General features: G+C 73.3%; 12 protein-coding genes. 3 read left to right on the forward strand and 9 right to left on the reverse strand.

Features of this window, described 5'->3' with window-relative positions; translation table 11 throughout:
* Nucleotides 1–4: 4 nt before the first annotated feature.
* The 5 genes from A4V12_RS28370 to A4V12_RS28390 all read right to left on the reverse strand — a co-directional run bounded on the left by A4V12_RS28370 (nt 5) and on the right by A4V12_RS28390 (nt 7,467).
* The gene (locus tag A4V12_RS28370) at nt 5–967 is read right to left on the reverse strand and encodes an HpcH/HpaI aldolase/citrate lyase family protein (protein ID WP_064072294.1); all 963 of its coding nucleotides are present in this window, start codon (nt 965–967) and stop codon (nt 5–7) included.
* Nucleotides 964–2,985, reverse strand: coding sequence for a protein meaA (locus A4V12_RS28375; RefSeq protein WP_064072295.1), 2,022 nt, complete (start codon nt 2,983–2,985; stop codon nt 964–966). The genes A4V12_RS28370 and A4V12_RS28375 overlap by 4 nt, the downstream gene beginning before the upstream one ends.
* On the reverse strand, nt 2,985–4,322 hold the full coding sequence (gene ccrA, locus A4V12_RS28380) for a crotonyl-CoA carboxylase/reductase (RefSeq protein ID WP_064072296.1): 1,338 nt from the start codon (nt 4,320–4,322) through the stop codon (nt 2,985–2,987). Before ccrA ends, A4V12_RS28375 begins: the two co-directional genes overlap by 1 nt.
* 429 nt (nt 4,323–4,751) lie before the next feature.
* Nucleotides 4,752–5,582 (reverse strand): TetR family transcriptional regulator, encoded by an 831-nt coding sequence (locus A4V12_RS28385; protein ID WP_199831407.1) that lies wholly within the window; start codon nt 5,580–5,582, stop codon nt 4,752–4,754.
* Between the two features lie 103 nt (nt 5,583–5,685).
* Nucleotides 5,686–7,467: a 3-hydroxyacyl-CoA dehydrogenase family protein gene (locus A4V12_RS28390; RefSeq protein ID WP_064072297.1), complete on the reverse strand. Its 1,782-nt coding sequence runs from the start codon at nt 7,465–7,467 to the stop codon at nt 5,686–5,688.
* Nucleotides 7,468–8,345: 878 nt separating this feature from the next.
* Between A4V12_RS28390 and A4V12_RS28395 the strand changes: the two genes are divergently transcribed.
* A complete protein-coding gene (locus A4V12_RS28395; protein WP_064072468.1) occupies nt 8,346–8,948 on the forward strand; it encodes an adenylosuccinate lyase in 603 nt (200 codons plus the stop codon).
* 7 nt (nt 8,949–8,955) lie between these two features.
* On the opposite strand, the gene A4V12_RS28400 is transcribed toward A4V12_RS28395, so the two are convergent.
* From A4V12_RS28400 to A4V12_RS28415, 4 genes are all read right to left on the reverse strand, one after another.
* A complete protein-coding gene (locus A4V12_RS28400; RefSeq protein WP_064072298.1) occupies nt 8,956–9,480 on the reverse strand; it encodes a GNAT family N-acetyltransferase in 525 nt (174 codons plus the stop codon).
* Nucleotides 9,477–9,890: a RidA family protein gene (locus tag A4V12_RS28405; protein ID WP_064072299.1), complete on the reverse strand. Its 414-nt coding sequence runs from the start codon at nt 9,888–9,890 to the stop codon at nt 9,477–9,479. Before A4V12_RS28405 ends, A4V12_RS28400 begins: the two co-directional genes overlap by 4 nt.
* Before the next feature lie 38 nt (nt 9,891–9,928).
* Nucleotides 9,929–11,512, reverse strand: a complete 1,584-nt coding sequence (locus A4V12_RS28410) for an alpha/beta hydrolase (protein WP_079137406.1) — start codon at nt 11,510–11,512, stop codon at nt 9,929–9,931.
* A 108-nt stretch (nt 11,513–11,620) separates the two neighbouring features.
* Nucleotides 11,621–12,658 carry an Rv2578c family radical SAM protein gene (locus tag A4V12_RS28415; protein ID WP_064072301.1) on the reverse strand — a complete coding sequence of 346 codons (1,038 nt, stop codon included), beginning with the start codon at nt 12,656–12,658 and terminating at the stop codon, nt 11,621–11,623.
* A 145-nt stretch (nt 12,659–12,803) separates the two neighbouring features.
* On the opposite strand from A4V12_RS28415, the gene A4V12_RS28420 reads away from it, so the two are divergent.
* Both A4V12_RS28420 and A4V12_RS28425 read left to right on the forward strand, forming a co-directional pair.
* A complete protein-coding gene (locus A4V12_RS28420; protein ID WP_064072302.1) occupies nt 12,804–13,247 on the forward strand; it encodes an SRPBCC family protein in 444 nt (147 codons plus the stop codon).
* A 647-nt stretch (nt 13,248–13,894) separates the two neighbouring features.
* Entirely contained in the window at nt 13,895–16,354 is a 2,460-nt protein-coding gene (locus A4V12_RS28425) for an MFS transporter (RefSeq protein WP_234372362.1), read from the forward strand.
* Nucleotides 16,355–16,382: the final 28 nt, after the last annotated feature.

The following is a 16,382-nucleotide window of genomic DNA, read 5'->3' on the forward strand; positions in this document are numbered from 1 at the left end:
CTGATCAGGCCTCCGGGGCTTCGAACTTCGAGGTGCGGGTCATGCCGGCGGCGCGGCCCTTGCCGGAGATGACGAGCGCCATCTTGCGGCTGGCCTCGTCGATCATCTCGTCGCCGAGCATCGCGGAGCCCTTCTTGCCGCCCGCCTCGGACGTGTAGTAGTCGTACGCGTCCAGGATCAGCTCGGCGTGGTCGAAGTCCTCCTGGGAGGGCGAGAACACCTCGTTGGCGGCGTCGACCTGGCCCGGGTGCAGCACCCACTTGCCGTCGAAGCCGAGCGCGGCGGCACGGCCGGCGACCGCGCGGAAGCCGTCCACGTTCTTGATCTGGAGGTAGGGGCCGTCGATCGCCTGGAGGTCGTTGGCGCGCGCCGCCATCAGGATCTTCATCAGGATGTAGTGGTACGCGTCCGCCGGGTAGCCGGGCGGCTGCTCGCCCACGACCAGCGACTTCATGTTGATCGAGGCCATGAAGTCGGCCGGGCCGAAGATGATCGTCTCGATGCGCGGCGAGGCCTGCGCGATCGCGTTGACGTTGTTGAGGCCCTGGGCGTTCTCGATCTGCGCCTCGATGCCGATCCGGCCGACCTCGAAGCCCATCGTCTTCTCGATCTGCGTCAGCAGCAGGTCCAGCGCCACGACCTGCTCGGCGTTCTGGACCTTGGGCAGCATGATGCAGTCCAGGTTCGGGCCCGCGCCCTCGACGACGGTGACGACGTCGCGGTACGTCCACTCCGTCGTCCAGTCGTTGACCCGCACGACCCTGGTCTTGCCCGTCCAGTCGCCCTCGTTGAGGAACTTGACGATGGTGTGCCGCGCCTCCGGCTTGGCGAGCGGCGCGCACGCGTCCTCCAGGTCGAGGAAGACCTGGTCGGCGGGGAGGCCCTGGGCCTTCTCCAGGAAGCGCGGGTTGGAACCGGGCACCGCCAGGCAGGAGCGGCGCGGGCGGAGACGGTTGACGGGCGTCATGCGGGGACCTCCGAGCTTTCGAGGGGGTTGAGCTTGTTCGCTGTACGGATCTCGTCGACGATACGGCCGATGATCTCCGTGATACCGAAGTCCTTCGGTGTGAAGACGGCGGCCACTCCCGCGCGCTTCAGTTCGGCGGCGTCGGCACCCGGGATGATTCCGCCGACGATGACCGGGATGTCCGAGGCGCCCGCCTCGCGCAGCCTGGTCAGCACGTCCGGCACCAGCTCGGCGTGCGAACCGGACAGGATCGACAGTCCCACGCAGTGCACGTCCTCCGCTAGCGCGGCGTTCACGATCTGCTCGGGGGTCAGCCGGATGCCCTGGTAGACCACCTCGAATCCGGCGTCACGCGCGCGTACCGCGATCTGCTCGGCGCCGTTGGAGTGGCCGTCCAGGCCCGGCTTGCCCACCAGCAGCCGCAGCCGCCCGGCGCCCAGCTCCTCCGCCGTCCGCGCCACCTTCGCGCGTACGGCGGCCAGCGGGGTGCCCTCCTCGGCGGTGATGGCGACCGGCGCGGACGACACGCCCGTCGGCGCCCGGAACTCGCCGAAGACGTCCCGCAGCGCCCAGGCCCACTCGCCGGTGGTGACGCCCGCCCGGGCGCACTCCAGGGTGGCCTCGAACATGTTCGCGTCCCCGGCCGCGGTGGCCTTCAGCCGGGCCAGGGCCTCCTGGGCGCGGCTCTCGTCGCGGTTGTCCCGCCATTCGTGGAGCTTCGCCACCACCCGCGCCTCGTTCGCCGGGTCCACCGTCATGATGGCGGTGTCCAGGTCCGCGGTGAGCGGGTTGGGCTCCGTCGTCTCGAAGATGTTGACGCCGACGATCTTCTCCTCGCCGGCCTCGATCCGGGCCCGCCGCTCGGCGTGCGAGGAGACCAGCTGCGACTTGAGGTAGCCGGACTCGACGGCGGCCATGGCGCCGCCCATCTCCTGGATCCGGTCGATCTCCGCCAGGCACTCCCCGACCAGGGCGTCCACCTTGGCCTCGATCACGTGCGAGCCCGCGAAGATGTCCTCGTACTCCAGCAGGTCGCTCTCGTGCGCCAGCACCTGCTGGATGCGCAGGCTCCACTGCTGGTCCCACGGCCGGGGCAGGCCCAGGGCCTCGTTCCAGGCCGGGAGTTGGACGGCACGCGCGCGTGCGTCCTTCGACAGCGTCACGGCGAGCATCTCCAGGACGATGCGCTGGACGTTGTTCTCCGGCTGCGCCTCGGTCAGACCGAGCGAGTTGACCTGCACGCCGTAGCGGAAGCGGCGGTGCTTGGGGTCCTCGATCCCGTACCGCTCACGCGTGATCTTGTCCCAGATGCGGCCGAAGGCGCGCATCTTGCACATCTCCTCGACGAAGCGGACGCCCGCGTTCACGAAGAAGGAGATGCGCGCGACCACATCGCCCTTGCGCTCCTCCGGCACCTGTCCGGAGGCGAACACCGCGTCGAGGACCGCGATGGCCGTCGACATGGCGTACGAGATCTCCTGGACCGGCGTGGCGCCCGCCTCCTGCAGGTGGTAGCTGCAGATGTTGATCGGGTTCCACTTGGGGATGTGGTTCACCGTGTAGGTGATCATGTCGGTGGTCAGCCGCAGCGACGGACCGGGCGGGAAGACGTGCGTCCCGCGCGACAGGTACTCCTTGACGATGTCGTTCTGCGTCGTCCCCTGGAGCTTGGTGATGTCCGCGCCCTGTTCCTCCGCGACCACCTGGTACAGCGCCAGCAGCCACATGGCGGTGGCGTTGATGGTCATGGAGGTGTTCATCTGCTCCAGGGGGATGTCCTGGAAGAGCCGGCGCATGTCACCGAGGTGCGAGACCGGGACCCCGACCCGGCCCACTTCCCCGCGGGCGAGGATGTGGTCCGGGTCGTAACCGGTCTGCGTCGGCAGGTCGAAGGCGACCGACAGGCCGGTCTGGCCCTTGGCGAGGTTGCGCCGGTACAGCTCGTTGGACGCCTCGGCGGTCGAGTGACCGGCGTACGTCCGCATGAGCCAGGGGCGGTCCTTCTTCCGCGGGGTCATCAGACGTTCCGGAAGCGGTTGATGGCGTCGATGTGCTTGTCCCGCATCTCCTGGTTCTTCACGCCCATGCCCTCCTCGGGCGCGAGGCACAGGACGCCGACCTTGCCCTGGTGGAGGTTGCGGTGGACGTCGTACGCGGCCTGGCCGGTGTCCTCCAGCGAGTACGTCTTCGACAGCGTCGGGTGGATCTTGCCCTTGGCGATCAGGCGGTTGGCCTCCCACGCCTCGCGGTAGTTCGCGAAGTGCGAGCCGATGATGCGCTTCAGCGACATCCACAGGTAGCGGTTGTCGTACTCGTGCATGTAGCCCGAGGTCGAGGCGCAGGTGGTGATGGTGCCGCCCTTGCGGGTGACGTAGACGGACGCGCCGAAGGTCTCGCGGCCCGGGTGCTCGAAGACGATGTCGATGTCCTCGCCGCCGGTGAACTCGCGGATGCGCTTGCCGAAGCGCTTCCACTCCTTGGGGTCCTGGGTGCGCTCGTCCTTCCAGAACTTGTAGCCCTCGGCGCTGCGGTCGATGATCGCCTCGGCGCCCATCGCGCGGCAGATGTCCGCCTTCTGCTCGCTGGAGACCACGCAGATCGGGTTGGCGCCGCCGGCGAGGGCGAACTGGGTGGCGTACGAGCCGAGGCCGCCGCTCGCGCCCCAGATGAGCACGTTGTCGCCCTGCTTCATGCCGGCGCCGTTGCGGGAGACGAGCTGGCGGTAGGCGGTGGAGTTCACCAGGCCCGGGGCCGCCGCCTCCTCCCAGCTGAGGTGGTCGGGCTTGGGCATCAGCTGGTTGGACTTGACGAGCGCGATCTCCGCGAGGCCGCCGAAGTTGGTCTCGAAGCCCCAGATGCGCTGCTCGGGGTCGAGCATCGTGTCGTTGTGGCCGTCGGAGGACTCCAGCTCGACGGACAGGCAGTGCGCGACGACCTCGTCGCCGGGCTGCCAGGCGTTCACGCCGGGGCCGGTGCGCAGGACGACGCCCGCCAGGTCGGAGCCGATGATGTGGTACGGCAGGTCGTGGCGCTTGGTGAGCTCGGAGAGCCTGCCGTACCGCTCCAGGAAGCTGAAGGTGGAGACCGGCTCGAAGATGGAGGTCCACACGGAGTTGTAGTTGACCGAGGACGCCATCACGGCCACCAGCGCCTCGCCCGGGCCCAGCTCGGGCAGCGGCACGTTGTCGACGTGCAGCGACTTGCGCGGGTCCTTCTCGCGCGTGGTGAGACCGGCGAACATCTCGGCCTCGTCCTTGTGCACGGTCACCGCGCGGTAGGACTCGGGGAGGGGCAGAGCGGCGAAGTCCGCGGACGTGGTGTCCGACGACTGAATCGCGTCCAGGATTTCCTTCACGGTGTTGCCTCCGGCGAAGAACGTCTCCGAGGGAAGACGTTGAGGGGAACGTCGGGGAATTGCTGCTGGGAGGTGTGCCGTCGGTTCGGCCGGGTGGTGCGGGCAGCGCTGGGTGGTGCGCAGAGGTTGCCTGTGACGCAGGCGCCCGGGCGCGCGAGGCGCGATGGCCTTGCGGGGACAGCCGGCGTACGAGATGTCTCTGCACGCCGGCCGCCCGGACAACGACAACGTATGACACCGCGTGCCAGCTCGCAAGACACTGAGTGCCAACAATTTCTCTCAGATGCAATACGCCGTTCACAGATGAGCGATGATCGATCGTCCGGGGCGTTCATGCACGTCAAAACGCCCGCCGGGCGCCGACGAATCGTCGGGCCGGGCGGGCGGGGACCCACCGGGCGGGGGACGGGTGAGCCCCCCGGGCGGAAGTCAGCGGGTCTTCAGGGTCTGCTCGATCGTGCGCATGATCTCGTCCAGCGGGGTGTCCGTACGGGCCACGGTCACCAGGACGTCGCCGGTGGTGCTCGCCGTCGCGGCGGGGGACGTGGAGGGGGCCGTCGCGCCGGCGGCGCGCCCCGCGCCTATCCCGGTGCCGAACGTGTCCCGCACGATGGCGAAGGCGTGGTCCAGCTGGGCCTCCACGTCGCCCTGGCCGCCCGCCCGCAGCCAGCGGCGCAGCACGTGGTTGTGCGCCGTGACGACCGCCGACGCGGCCACCTCGGCCAGCAGCGGGTCGTCGTTGCCGTCGTGGTGGTCCCGCTCGTCGAAGTGGCCCAGCAGGTAGCGGGTGAACAGCCGCTCGTAACGGGCCACCGAGGCGATCTCGCGCTCCCGCAGCGTGGGCACCTCGCGGGTGAGGCGGTAGCGCTCCACCGAGACCGCGGGGGACGCCGCGTACATCTTCATGACTTCCTTGATGCCCCGGCAGACCGTGTCCAGCGGGTGCTCGTGCGCGGGAGCGGCGTTGAGCACCGCCTCCGCCCGCACCAGGGTGTCGTCGTGGTCCGGGAAGATCGCCTCTTCCTTGGAGCGGAAGTGGCGGAAGAAGGTGCGCCGGGCGACCCCGGCCGCGGCGGCGATCTCGTCGACCGTCGTCGCCTCGTACCCCTTGGTCGCGAACAGTTCCATGGCCGCGGCCGCCAGCTCGCGGCGCATCTTGAGCCGCTGGGCGGCGGCACGGCTGCCCGCGGCGCTCTCGGGGGCGTCGGGCGCGGCGGTGGCACGGGGTGGCCGGCGGGCGGAGTCAGCGGGGTGGGACATGACCTGAACGTACTGCATCCGTGCAGGAGACCGCGCCTGCGGGGCGGGGTCGCCCGCCGGGCCGCCGGCCCGGTCGAGCAACCCGCCCCACTCCCCGTACGGCTCAGCGGCGGGCATATTCGCGGAAGCCGCGGCCCGTCTTCCGGCCGAGGCAGCCGGCCGCCACCAGGTGCTCCAGGAGCGGTGCCGGGGCCAGCCCCGGGTCGCGGAACTCCCGGTGCAGGACCTGCTCGATGGCGAGCGAGACGTCCAGCCCGACGACGTCGAGGAGCTCGAAGGGCCCCATCGGGTAGCCGCCGCCCAGCTTCATCGCGGCGTCGATGTCGTCGAGCGACGCGTAGTGCTGCTCGACCATCTTGATCGCGTTGTTCAGGTACGGGAAGAGCAGCGCGTTCACGATGAAACCGGCCCGGTCGCCGCAGTCCACCGGGTGCTTGCGGATCCTCGCGGTGACCTCGCGGACGGTGGCGTGGACGTCGTCGGCGGTCAGGACCGTGCGCACCACCTCGACGAGCTTCATGGCCGGTGCCGGGTTGAAGAAGTGCATCCCGATCACGTCCTGCGGGCGCGACGTGGCCCGGGCGCAGGCGACGACGGGCAGCGAGGAGGTCGTGGTGGCGAGCACCGCGCCCGGCTTGCAGACCTTGTCCAGCGTCGCGAACAGCTGCTGCTTGATCTCCAGGTCCTCGGCGACGGCCTCGACCGCCAGGTCCACCTCGGCGAACGCGTCGAGCGAACCGGCCGGCGTCACGCGGGCCAGCGTCTCCTCCCGCGCCTCCGCCGTCATCCGCCCCTTCTCCACCGAGCGGGCGAGGGACTTGGCGATCCGCGCCTTGGCGGTCTCCGCCTTCTCGGCGGAGCGCGCCGCGAGCACCACGTCGTACCCGGCCTTCGCGAAGACCTCCGCGATACCGCTCGCCATGGTCCCCGAGCCCGCCACGCCCACCGAACGGACCTCACGGGCGGCGCCCGTGGTGGCCGTCTCCAGCGGCGTCAGCGCGTCGCGCACCACCGCGCCGCTGCCCGGCGCCTCGTACGTGTAGAAGCCGCGCCCCGACTTGCGGCCGGTCAGCCCGGCCTCGCTGAGCTGCTTGAGGATCGGCGCCGGGGCGTGCAGCCGGTCGTGGGACTCGGCGTACATGGCGTCCAGGACCGTACGGGCGGTGTCGATGCCGATCAGGTCCAGCAGCGCCAGCGGCCCCATCGGCAGGCCGCAGCCCAGCTTCATCGCGGCGTCGATGTCCTCGCGGGAGGCGTACTTCGCCTCGTACATCGCCGCGGCCTGGTTCAGGTAGCCGAACAGCAGACCGTCCGCGACGAAACCGGGCCGGTCACCGACCGAGACGGGCTCCTTGCCGAGCTGCTGCGCCAGCTCCGTGACGGCGGCGACGGCCTGCGGGGCGGTCAGCACCGAGGAGACCACCTCGACGAGCTTCATCGCGGGGGCCGGGTTGAAGAAGTGCAGGCCGAGCACGCGCTCGGGGTGAGCGGAGTCGGCGGCCAGCCGGGTCACCGACAGGGCGTTCGTGCCGGTGGCGATGATCGCGTCCGGGCGGACGATGGAGTCCAGCGCCCGGAAGACCTGCTGCTTGACCTCGTACGACTCGGGCACGACCTCGATGACGAGGTCGGCGTCGGCCGCGGCCTGGAGGTCGGAGAAGGCACGGAACCGGGCGAGGATGTCCCGTCGCTCCTCCTCGGTGATCCGCTCCCGCGCCACGGAGCGGGCGGTGGCGGACTCCAGGGCGGTGATCGCGCGGGTGGCGGCGGCCTCGCTGATGTCGATGCCGATGACCTCGCGGCCGGCCCGGGCCAGGACCTCGGCGATACCTGTGCCCATCGTGCCGAGGCCGACGACGGCAATGGTGGAGAGAGGGGTGTCCATCACGGGACTCCAGGGATGAGTGACGACTGAATGAGGGGCGCGCGCGGAGGTACGACCGGAAGAGACGGTGTACGCGGAGGCGTGCGGGGCGTGTGCAGACGAGCTGCGCAGCCGTGCTGTCGCGGTGATGAGAACCGGCCGACTCTGTCCCGGAGTCACGCCGTACGAAATGCCGAACCGACAAGGCACTCGCGGCGGCTGCGTCACCAGGCCGCCGTGAGGGGTGCGGGTGTGTCCCGCTCACCTGAGATTAACTGGCGAGTAACGAGCGCGCCAGTCCTGGGAACCCGGTCGAAAGTGTGATGTGGATCGCGGTGGAACCGGATACTGACATTCGTGGACGTCGCGGCTGCCGGGCGGCGTCCGGCCGTTGGGAGGCCGGTGGCCGAGGGGCCGGCTGTGCGGTGGACGTGGCGGGGCGCGCGGTGCGAGGGCCGTGCCGGATGTGCGGGAGCACAGGAGCGCGGCGGGTGCGCCGGAGGCGGCGGATGTGCCGGCGCACAGGGTGGGCCGGAGGACGGGTGGCCCGGAGCACGGGTGGTCCGGAGCACGGACCGGCCGGAGACGTGAGGAGTGGGGGACGCATGGGTGAGGACGGCAGCGCACAGGGCGTGCGGGGCGGGAGCGGCACCACGGGTGCGGGTGCGGGACCGGTGATCGGCGCGGACGGCGGTGAGCCCGGCCGTGTGCCCGGCGGTGCGGACGGCGGCGCGCCCGGCGGTGTGCCGGGCACGGGCCGCGCGAACCGGACGCGTCGCGGGCCGGGCGGGGGAGTGCGGGGCGTGCGGGGAGCGGACGGCGGGGGCGGGCAGGTGGCCGCCGGCGGTGCCGGACGGGGGCGTGGGGGACCGGCCGTCGGCGGGGAGGGGGACCGGACGGTGCCGAGCGGCGCGGACGGCGAGGAGCTGAGGTCGCTCACCCACCGGCTGGGCGAGGAGGCCGGCGGGTCGCCCGAGTTCGAACGGCTGCTGGGCGCAAGGGACCCGGACGAGCTGGCCGCCGTGCTCACCGGGCCGGGCCGGCCGCTGTGGGCGCGCGAGGTCGCGGCGTTCCGGCTCGGTCTCGCCGGGGACCGGCGCGCCTTCGAAGCGCTGGTGCTGCTCCTCAACCACCGCGACCCGGAGCGGTGCGTATCGGCCGCCTACGCCCTCGCCCGGCTCGGCGATCCGCGCACGCCGAGGGCCGCCGCCGCGCTCGCCACCAACGAACTGCGCGTGGCCTACGCCCTGCTGCCGGTACGGCTGCTCACACAGCTGCGGGCCCCGGAGTCCGTGCCCGCGCTCGTCACCGTCCTGGAGCGCCGCCTGGCGCCCGGCGACCCCTACTGGCGGGTGGGCGTGGCCTGCGCGGAGGGGCTCGGCGCCCTGGGCGACCCCGGTGCCCGCCCGGTGCTCGAAGCGGCCTGTGCCCACCCGCGCCTGGCCGCGGCGGCCGTGGCCGCCCTGCGGCGCCTGCCCCGGCCGGCCCGGCCGCCGTCCTGACGGGTCCTCAGGCGGCGAGGCGGCGGACGTAGCGGACCTCCGGCACGGTCACCCCCGCCACGTGCCAGGGCTCCTCCGCGCCGTCCGGCACGAACCCGGCCCTCTCGTAGAAGCGTCGCGCGCGGACGTTGTCCCTCAGGACCCACAGCCGCAGCGCCGGGTACCCCTCGGCCGTCGCGCGGGCCACCGTCTCGTCCATCAGGGCGCGTCCCACACCGGTCGACAGCTGGTCCGGCCGCGCGTAGAGCGCGTACAGCTCGCCGTCCCCCGTGGCCGACCCGTCCCGGTTCGGCCCGTGGCACGCCCAGCCGACCACCGCACCGGCGCGCTCCGCCACCAGGTGGGTGTGAAGGGCGCCGTCCCGGGCGAAGTGCTTCCGGCGGGTCGCCGCGTCCGCCTCGACGGTCATCGCCCGCAGGTACCAGGCCGGTATCAGACCGTCGTAGGCGAAGCGCCAGCCGCGCACCCGGACTTCCGCGACGGCTTCGCAGTCGGCCTCCACCATGTCCCGCACCCGGACGGCCCCGCTCATGGCCGCGGGCCCTCCGGGAGGACCGCGAAGGCCTCGATCTCCACCAGCAGCTCGGGCCGGAACAGCGCCGACACCTGCACCGCCGAGCTGGCCGGCGGGCGGGCCGTGTCGATCACCTCGTCCCGGGCGGCCCGCACCGCGGGGAGGTGGGCGACGTCCGTGACGAAGTACGTCAGCTTGACCACGTCGTCGAAACCGGCGCCCGCCGCGGCCAGGCACCGCCGCAGGTTCTCGAAGACCCGGCGGGCCTGGGCGCCCGCGTCGCCCTCGCCCACCACCCGGCCCTCCGCGTCCAGGGCGCACTGGCCGGATATCGCGATGAACCGGCCGCTGCCCCAGACGACATGGCTGTACCCGGAACCGGGGGCGACCCCGTCAGGGGCGTGCACATGGGTGAGGTGGTTGCTCATGCGCCTCATCCTCGCGCACGCCACTGACAACGGACCGGTCAGCCCCGGTGCCCCAGCAGACCGTGCAGCACGGCCCCGCCGGTCCGGCCCGCGGGGCCGGCGGCTTTCGCCCGCCCGGCCGGCCGCGGATCGGGCGTGGCCGCGCAGACCGCGTCCACCGCCGCCCCCGCCCCGCCCCGGGGAACCCGTCCCGTCTCCAGGTACCGCACCAGGTGCCGGTCGAGACAGGCGTTGCCGCCCAGGGTGATCGCGTGGTTGCCGCCGCCCCGCTCGACGACCAGGCTGGAGCCGCGCAGCTTCCGGTGGACGGCGACACCGCCCGCGTACGGGGTGGCCGCGTCCTCCGTCGCCTGGAACAGCAGCACCGGGGGCAGGGCGTCGTTCGACAGGTCCGGCGCCGACAGGGACCCGACCGGCCAGAAGGCGCACGGCGCGTTGTACCAGGCGTTGTTCCAGGTGGAGAACGGCGCCTTGTCGTACACCTGCCAGTTGTCCCGGTGCCAGACGCCCCAGTCCCTCGGCCAGCGCGCGTCGCGGCACTGCACGGCCGCGTAGACCGAGTAGCTGTTGTCGTCCGCCGCGTCCGAGGCCGCCAGCGTCCGGTGCGCCGCGACGAGCGGCTCGGGGTCCTTGTCGTTGACGTACGCCGAGAACGCCTCACCGAGCGTGGGCCAGAAGCCGTTGAAGTACCCGCCCGGCAGGAAGGTGTCCTCCAGTTCGGCCGGGCCCACCTTCCGGCCCGCCGGCTTCTTCCGCAGCGCCTCCCGCATCGCGTACCAGCGCGCCTCGACCTTCGCCGGGTCGGTGCCCAGCCGGTACGTGGTGTGGTGCCTGGCCACCCAGGCCAGGAAGGCCTTGTGGCGGGCGTCGAAGGCCACGTCCTGCTCCAGGTTGAGGCCGTACCAGACGCCGTGCGGGTCGACCACGGAGTCCAGCACCACGCGCCGCAGCCGCTGCGGGAACAGCTTCGCGTAGACGGTGCCCAGGTACGTGCCGTACGAGTAGCCGAAGTAGTTGATCCTCTCCGCGCCCAGCGCCTGCCGGACGACGTCGAGGTCCCGGGCCGCGTTCACCGTGCTCATGTGCCGCAGCAGGTCGCCGTACTTGTCGCCGCACGCCTTGGCGAACGACGCGGCCCTGGCCAGGTTGACCCGCTCGTCGCGCTGGTCGCGCGGCACGGAGTCCGGCCGCACCGGGGCGAAGTACCCCGGCTTGCAGTCGAGCGCCGGCCTGCTCGCGCCCACGCCGCGCGGGTCGAAGCCCACCACGTCGTACTGCGCCGCCACCTTCGCCGGCAGCGAGGCCGCCACGAACCCGGCCAGGGTGCGCCCGCTCGCGCCCGGCCCGCCCGGGTTGACCAGCAGGGGGCCCTGGAAGGTCTTCGCGGTGTGCGGGACCCGGGAGAGCGCGAGGGTGATCCGCTCGCCGCCCGGGTCGGCGTGGTCCAGGGGCACCCGTACCGTCGCGCACTGGAGCCTGGGGTACTGCTTGGTGGCGCACGCCTTCCACGCGAGGGCGCCGGCCTGCTCCTTGGGGGCGGGTTCCGCCGCCGACGGCACGGCGGTGACCGCGCCCGCCATGAGCGCCCCGGCGGCGATCAGCACTCCTGCACGTCTCTGCATACGGGCCTCCCGAGCGAGCGGAACGATGGGTGCGAGGGCACGGGGCCCTCGGCGGATCGTCCCCGCATTCCGGCACGGCCGGGCATCAGGGGGGTGGACTTGACCCGTTCAGAGGAGGGTGAGCTGGGTGGGTCCCGGTTCCGGAGGCTGCGGGCGGGGCCCGCCGGAGGGCACGCCCGGACGGCGGGACGTGCTCCGCCGCGCGGGGCCTATGCCGAACTCGTCCGCCAGTTCGTGCACCTGACGGGTGATCCGGCGCTGGTACCACTTCGGCGCGTAGGCGCCCTCCGCGTACAGCCGCTCGTACCGCCGCACCAGGTGCGGATGGTGGCGGACCAGCCACTCCATGAACCACTCGCGGGCCCCGGGCCGCAGATGCAGCACGAGCGGGGTCACCGAGGTCGCCCCGGACGCCGCGATCGCGCGCACCGTGGCGCGCAGCTGGTCGGGGTGGTCGCCGAGGAAGGGGATCACGGGGGCCATGAGGACCCCGCAGCCGATGCCGTGGTCGGTCAGGGTGCGGACCACGTCCAGGCGGCGCTCCGGGGCGGGGGTGCCGGGTTCGACGGTCCGCCACAGCTCGGTGTCGGTGAACCCGACGGAGACGGAGATGCCGACGTCGGTGACCCGCGCGGCCTGGAGCAGCAGGTCGAGGTCGCGCAGGATCAGCGTCCCCTTGGTGAGGATCGAGAAGGGGTTCGCGTGGTCGCGCAGCGCGGCGATGATGCCGGGCATCAGCCGGTAGCGGCCCTCTGCCCGCTGGTAGCAGTCCACGTTGGTGCCCATGGCGATGTGCGCGCCCTGCCAGCGCGGGGAGGCGAGCTGGGCACGCAGCAGCTCCGGCGCGTTGGTCTTCACGACGATCTGCGAGTCGAAGCCCAGCCCGGTGTCCAGGTCCAGGTAGCTGTGCGTCTTGCGGGCGAAGCAGTAGACGCACGCGTGCGTGCAGCCCCGGTAGGGGTTCACGGTCCACTCGAACGGCATGCGCGAGGCGCCCGGCACCCGGTTGAGGATCGAACGGGCCCGCACCTCGTGGAACGTGATCCCCCGGAACTCGGGCGTGTCGAACGTACGCGTGATCACGGCGTCCGTCCCGAACAGTACGGAGTCCCCGGCGGGGGTCTCGCTCAGGTTGTCCCAGCGCATGGACGCCTCCTCGGTAGTACCGTCCCTCACAATAGAACACGTGTTCCCATGATCGCCTCTCCCGCACCTCCCCGGATTTGGGCGCCCAACCGCGCAGGTGGTTGGCTGGTGCCTCCCCTTAGGAACGAGTGCTGGAGGACATGCCATGGCGCAGGTCGAGGCCACGACGGAGCGGGTCATCGCGGCGGACGCGGAGACGGTGTTCGACGCGCTGGCCGACTACAAGGAGACCCGCGGGAAGGTGCTGCCCGAGCACTTCAGCGAGTACGAGGTGCGCGAGGGCGGCGACGGCGAGGGCACCCTGGTCCACTGGAAGCTCCAGGCCACCAGCAAGCGCATCCGGGACTGCCTGCTGGAGGTCACCGAGCCGAGCGACGGCCGGCTCGTCGAGAAGGACCGCAACTCCTCCATGGTCACCACCTGGACCGTCACCCCGGCCGGCGAGGGCAGGTCCAGGGCCGTCGTCACCACGGTGTGGAACGGCGCGGGCGGCATCGGCGGCTTCTTCGAGAGGACCTTCGCCCCCAAGGGCCTCGCCCGCATCTACGACCAGCTGCTCGCCAACCTCGCCGCCGAGGTCGAGAAGTAGCTCCCGGCCGGCCCGGCCCGGAGGTCCGCGCCACGGTCACCGGTTCGGGTGGTCTTCCCGCCCCGGTCACCGGCGCGCGAACCCGCCCCACGCGCGCGGAGACCGGCGGAAAGGCCCTGATGAGGGCAGCGGTGCGGGGTGCTCCGGCGACCCGTCCCCCCGTGTGACCTCGTAATGCCCCGCTTGCTCCCCCTCGGCGCGCAATGCGAAGAATGGCGCGCCGCGTAGGCGCGACCGAGGGGAGCAGGTTCGTGGGTGGGAGCACGCTGGCGAACGACGGGCACACACCGGCCGCCCGGGGGTGGTCCGGCACGGCGCCCGCCCAGGAGCAGGGCCCCCGCACCGCACCATGGGCCGGCTTCCGGACGCCGCGCCCCGCGTCCGGCCCGCACGGGCACGCCCGGCCGGCCGCACCGCCCGGACCGGCCGGCCCGCACCCGGCCGCGTGGAGCGGTGCCGCCGGATCCGCCGCCCAGGGGCGCGGGCCCGACACTGAGCCCTGGGACGCGGTCCCCGCGCCCGGCCGGCGCCCCGCGTCCGGCCGCCGGCCCGGTGCCACGGCGACCCCGGGGCCACCGCCCGGCGCCGAGCCCCACCCCGCCGCGCCGCCCGGTCCCGCCCTGCTTCGTCCCGCCCGGGTACGTCTCGTGCTCTGCGGGCTCCTCCTGGCGCTGCTGCTCGCGGTGGCCGAACAACTCGTCACCACCACCGCCCTCCCGGCCATCACCAGCGGGCTGCGGGTGCCGGACCCGCCGGCCGGCCGGGCGCCGGACCGCACGTCCTGGACGGTCACCGCCTACCTGCTCGCCGCCGCCGTCACCCTCCCCGTCCACGGCAGGCTGGGCGACCTCCGCGGGCGCAAGGGGCTCTTCCAGGCCGCCCTCGTGATCTTCCTGGCCGGTACGGCACTGGCGGGCTGGGCGCGCTCCCTGGACCAGCTCATCGCCTTCCGCGCCGTCCAGGGCGTCGGGGCCGGCGGCCTGCTGGCCGGCGCGCAGACGCTCACCGCCGCCCTCGTCCCCGACCGCCGGCGCGGCCGCTTCCTGGGTCTCGTCGGCGCGGTCGTGGGTCTCGCCATGCTGGCCGGCCCCCAGCTCGGCGCCCTCGTCACCGAGCACGTCTCCTGGCGGTGGTGCTTCTGGGCCGCCCTCCCACCGGGCCTGCTCGCCCTGCTCCTGGTCGGCGTGGCGCTGCCCCGGGGGGCCGCGGACGCCGCCGCCGGGCCGGCCTCGGCCGGGTCCGGCGTGCCCGGTGCGCCGGCCGGGTCCGGCTCGTCGGTCGGGTCCGGGTCCGGCTCGTCCGTCGCACGGGACGCGTCCGTCGTGTCGTCCCCGTCCGTCACGACTGCCGCGCCTGCCACCTCCGGCTCGTCCGCCGCATCCGGCGCCCGGCGGCGGCCGGACGTCCTGGGCGCACTCCTGCTCGCGGCCGCCTCCACCTTCCTCCTGCTGCTGGCCGACTGGGGCGGCACCCAGTACGCCTGGAGCTCCCGGGTCGTCCTGGGCCTCGCCTGCGGCGCGGCGGGCACCCTGCTGCTCTTCGTCGTCGTCGAGAACTACGCGGTGCGACCGATCGTCCCGCCACGCCTGCTGCGGGACCCCGCCTTCGCGGTGACGGGCCTCGTGGGCACCACCGCGGGCGTCGCGCTCCTCGCCGCCGCGGACGGCCTGCCCGCCTGGTTCCGGCTGACCTCGGGCGCGGACGCCACCGAGGCCGCCCTGCTGGTGCTGCCACTGGCGGCCGGGACCGTCGTCGCGTCCCTGCTCTCCGGGCACCTCATCAGCCGCACCGGCCGCCACACGGTCCACCCCGTGCTCGGCGGCGCCGTGGCGGTCGTCGGCATGTGGCTGCTGTCCCGCCTGGAGCCCGACACGCCCCGCCTGACCCACAGCGTCTGGCAGGCCGTCCTCGGCGTGGGCATCGGCCTCGTCCTGCCCGCCGTCCTCCTCGCCGTCCAGAACGCCGCGGCACCCGCCGACCTCTCCACCGCCACCGGCGCCCACACCCACGTCCGGCTGCTCGGCGGCTGCCTCGGCGCGGCGGCACTCGGCGCGCTCCTCGCCCACCGCCTGGACCACGCGCTCGGCGACCGGCTCCCGGCCGGCACGGCCGCGACCGACCTGCCCGGACCCTGGGCGGTCACCCCCCGGCTCCTGGAGACCATGCCGCCCGCGCTGCGCGACGCCTACACCGAGGCGTACGCGGAGACCATGCCCCGGACCTTCCTGTACCTGGTCCCGGTCCTCGGCCTCGGCCTCCTCCTCGCGCTCTTCCTCAAGGAGAGGCCGCCGGTGGCCGGTGACACCGCCGCCGTGCCCCGGCCCCGCGGCGCGACGCCGGAACCCGGCGCGGGCGTCCCGGTCCGCGGCATCGTCCAGCACCAGGACGGCACCGGGGTGCCGCGGGCCGCCCTGACCCTGATCGACGCGGAAGGGCAGCAGGCGGGGCGCGGGGCGAGCGGCGACGACGGCCGCTACGCGCTGAGCGCGCCCGGCACAGGCGCGTACGTGCTGATCGCGGCGGCCGGCGGGCACCAGCCGCAGGCCGTCCCCGTCACCGTCGGCGACCGGCCCGTCGAGGTCGACGTGGTCCTCGGTGGCGCCGGCCGGCTCGCGGGGACCGTGCGCACCGCCGACGGCACCCCGGTGCGCGACGCGGCGGTCACCCTCACCGACGTACGCGGAGAGGTCGTCGCGAGTGCCCGCACGGGGCGGGACGGGAGCTACGTGCTCACCTCACTGGTGGCGGGGGAGTACACCCTGGCCGCCACCGCGCCGGTGTTCCGGCCCGCCGCGCTGCCCGTGAGCGTCCAGGCGGCCCGCGAGACCCGGCAGGACGTCGAACTCGCCGGCGGGTCCGTGCTGCGCGGGACGGTGCGGGCGCCCGACGGGAGGCCCGTGGAGGACGCGCGCGTGACGCTGCTCGACACCGCCGGGAACGTCGTCGACACGCTGACCACCGGGCCCGACGGCACCTTCCGCTTCGTCGACCTGCCCTCCGGCGAGTACACCGTGATCGCCGCGGGCTACCCGCCGGTGGCCACCGTGCTGCAGGTGGCGGGGGACGGCCGTACCGAGCGCGACCTCAGGCTGGGGCACGACGACTGACCACGGGCCGCCGGAAGGGCGCGGCGGC

The organism is Streptomyces noursei (assembly GCF_001646665.1).
Classification (GTDB): Bacteria; Actinomycetota; Actinomycetes; order Streptomycetales; family Streptomycetaceae; genus Streptomyces; species Streptomyces lavendulocolor.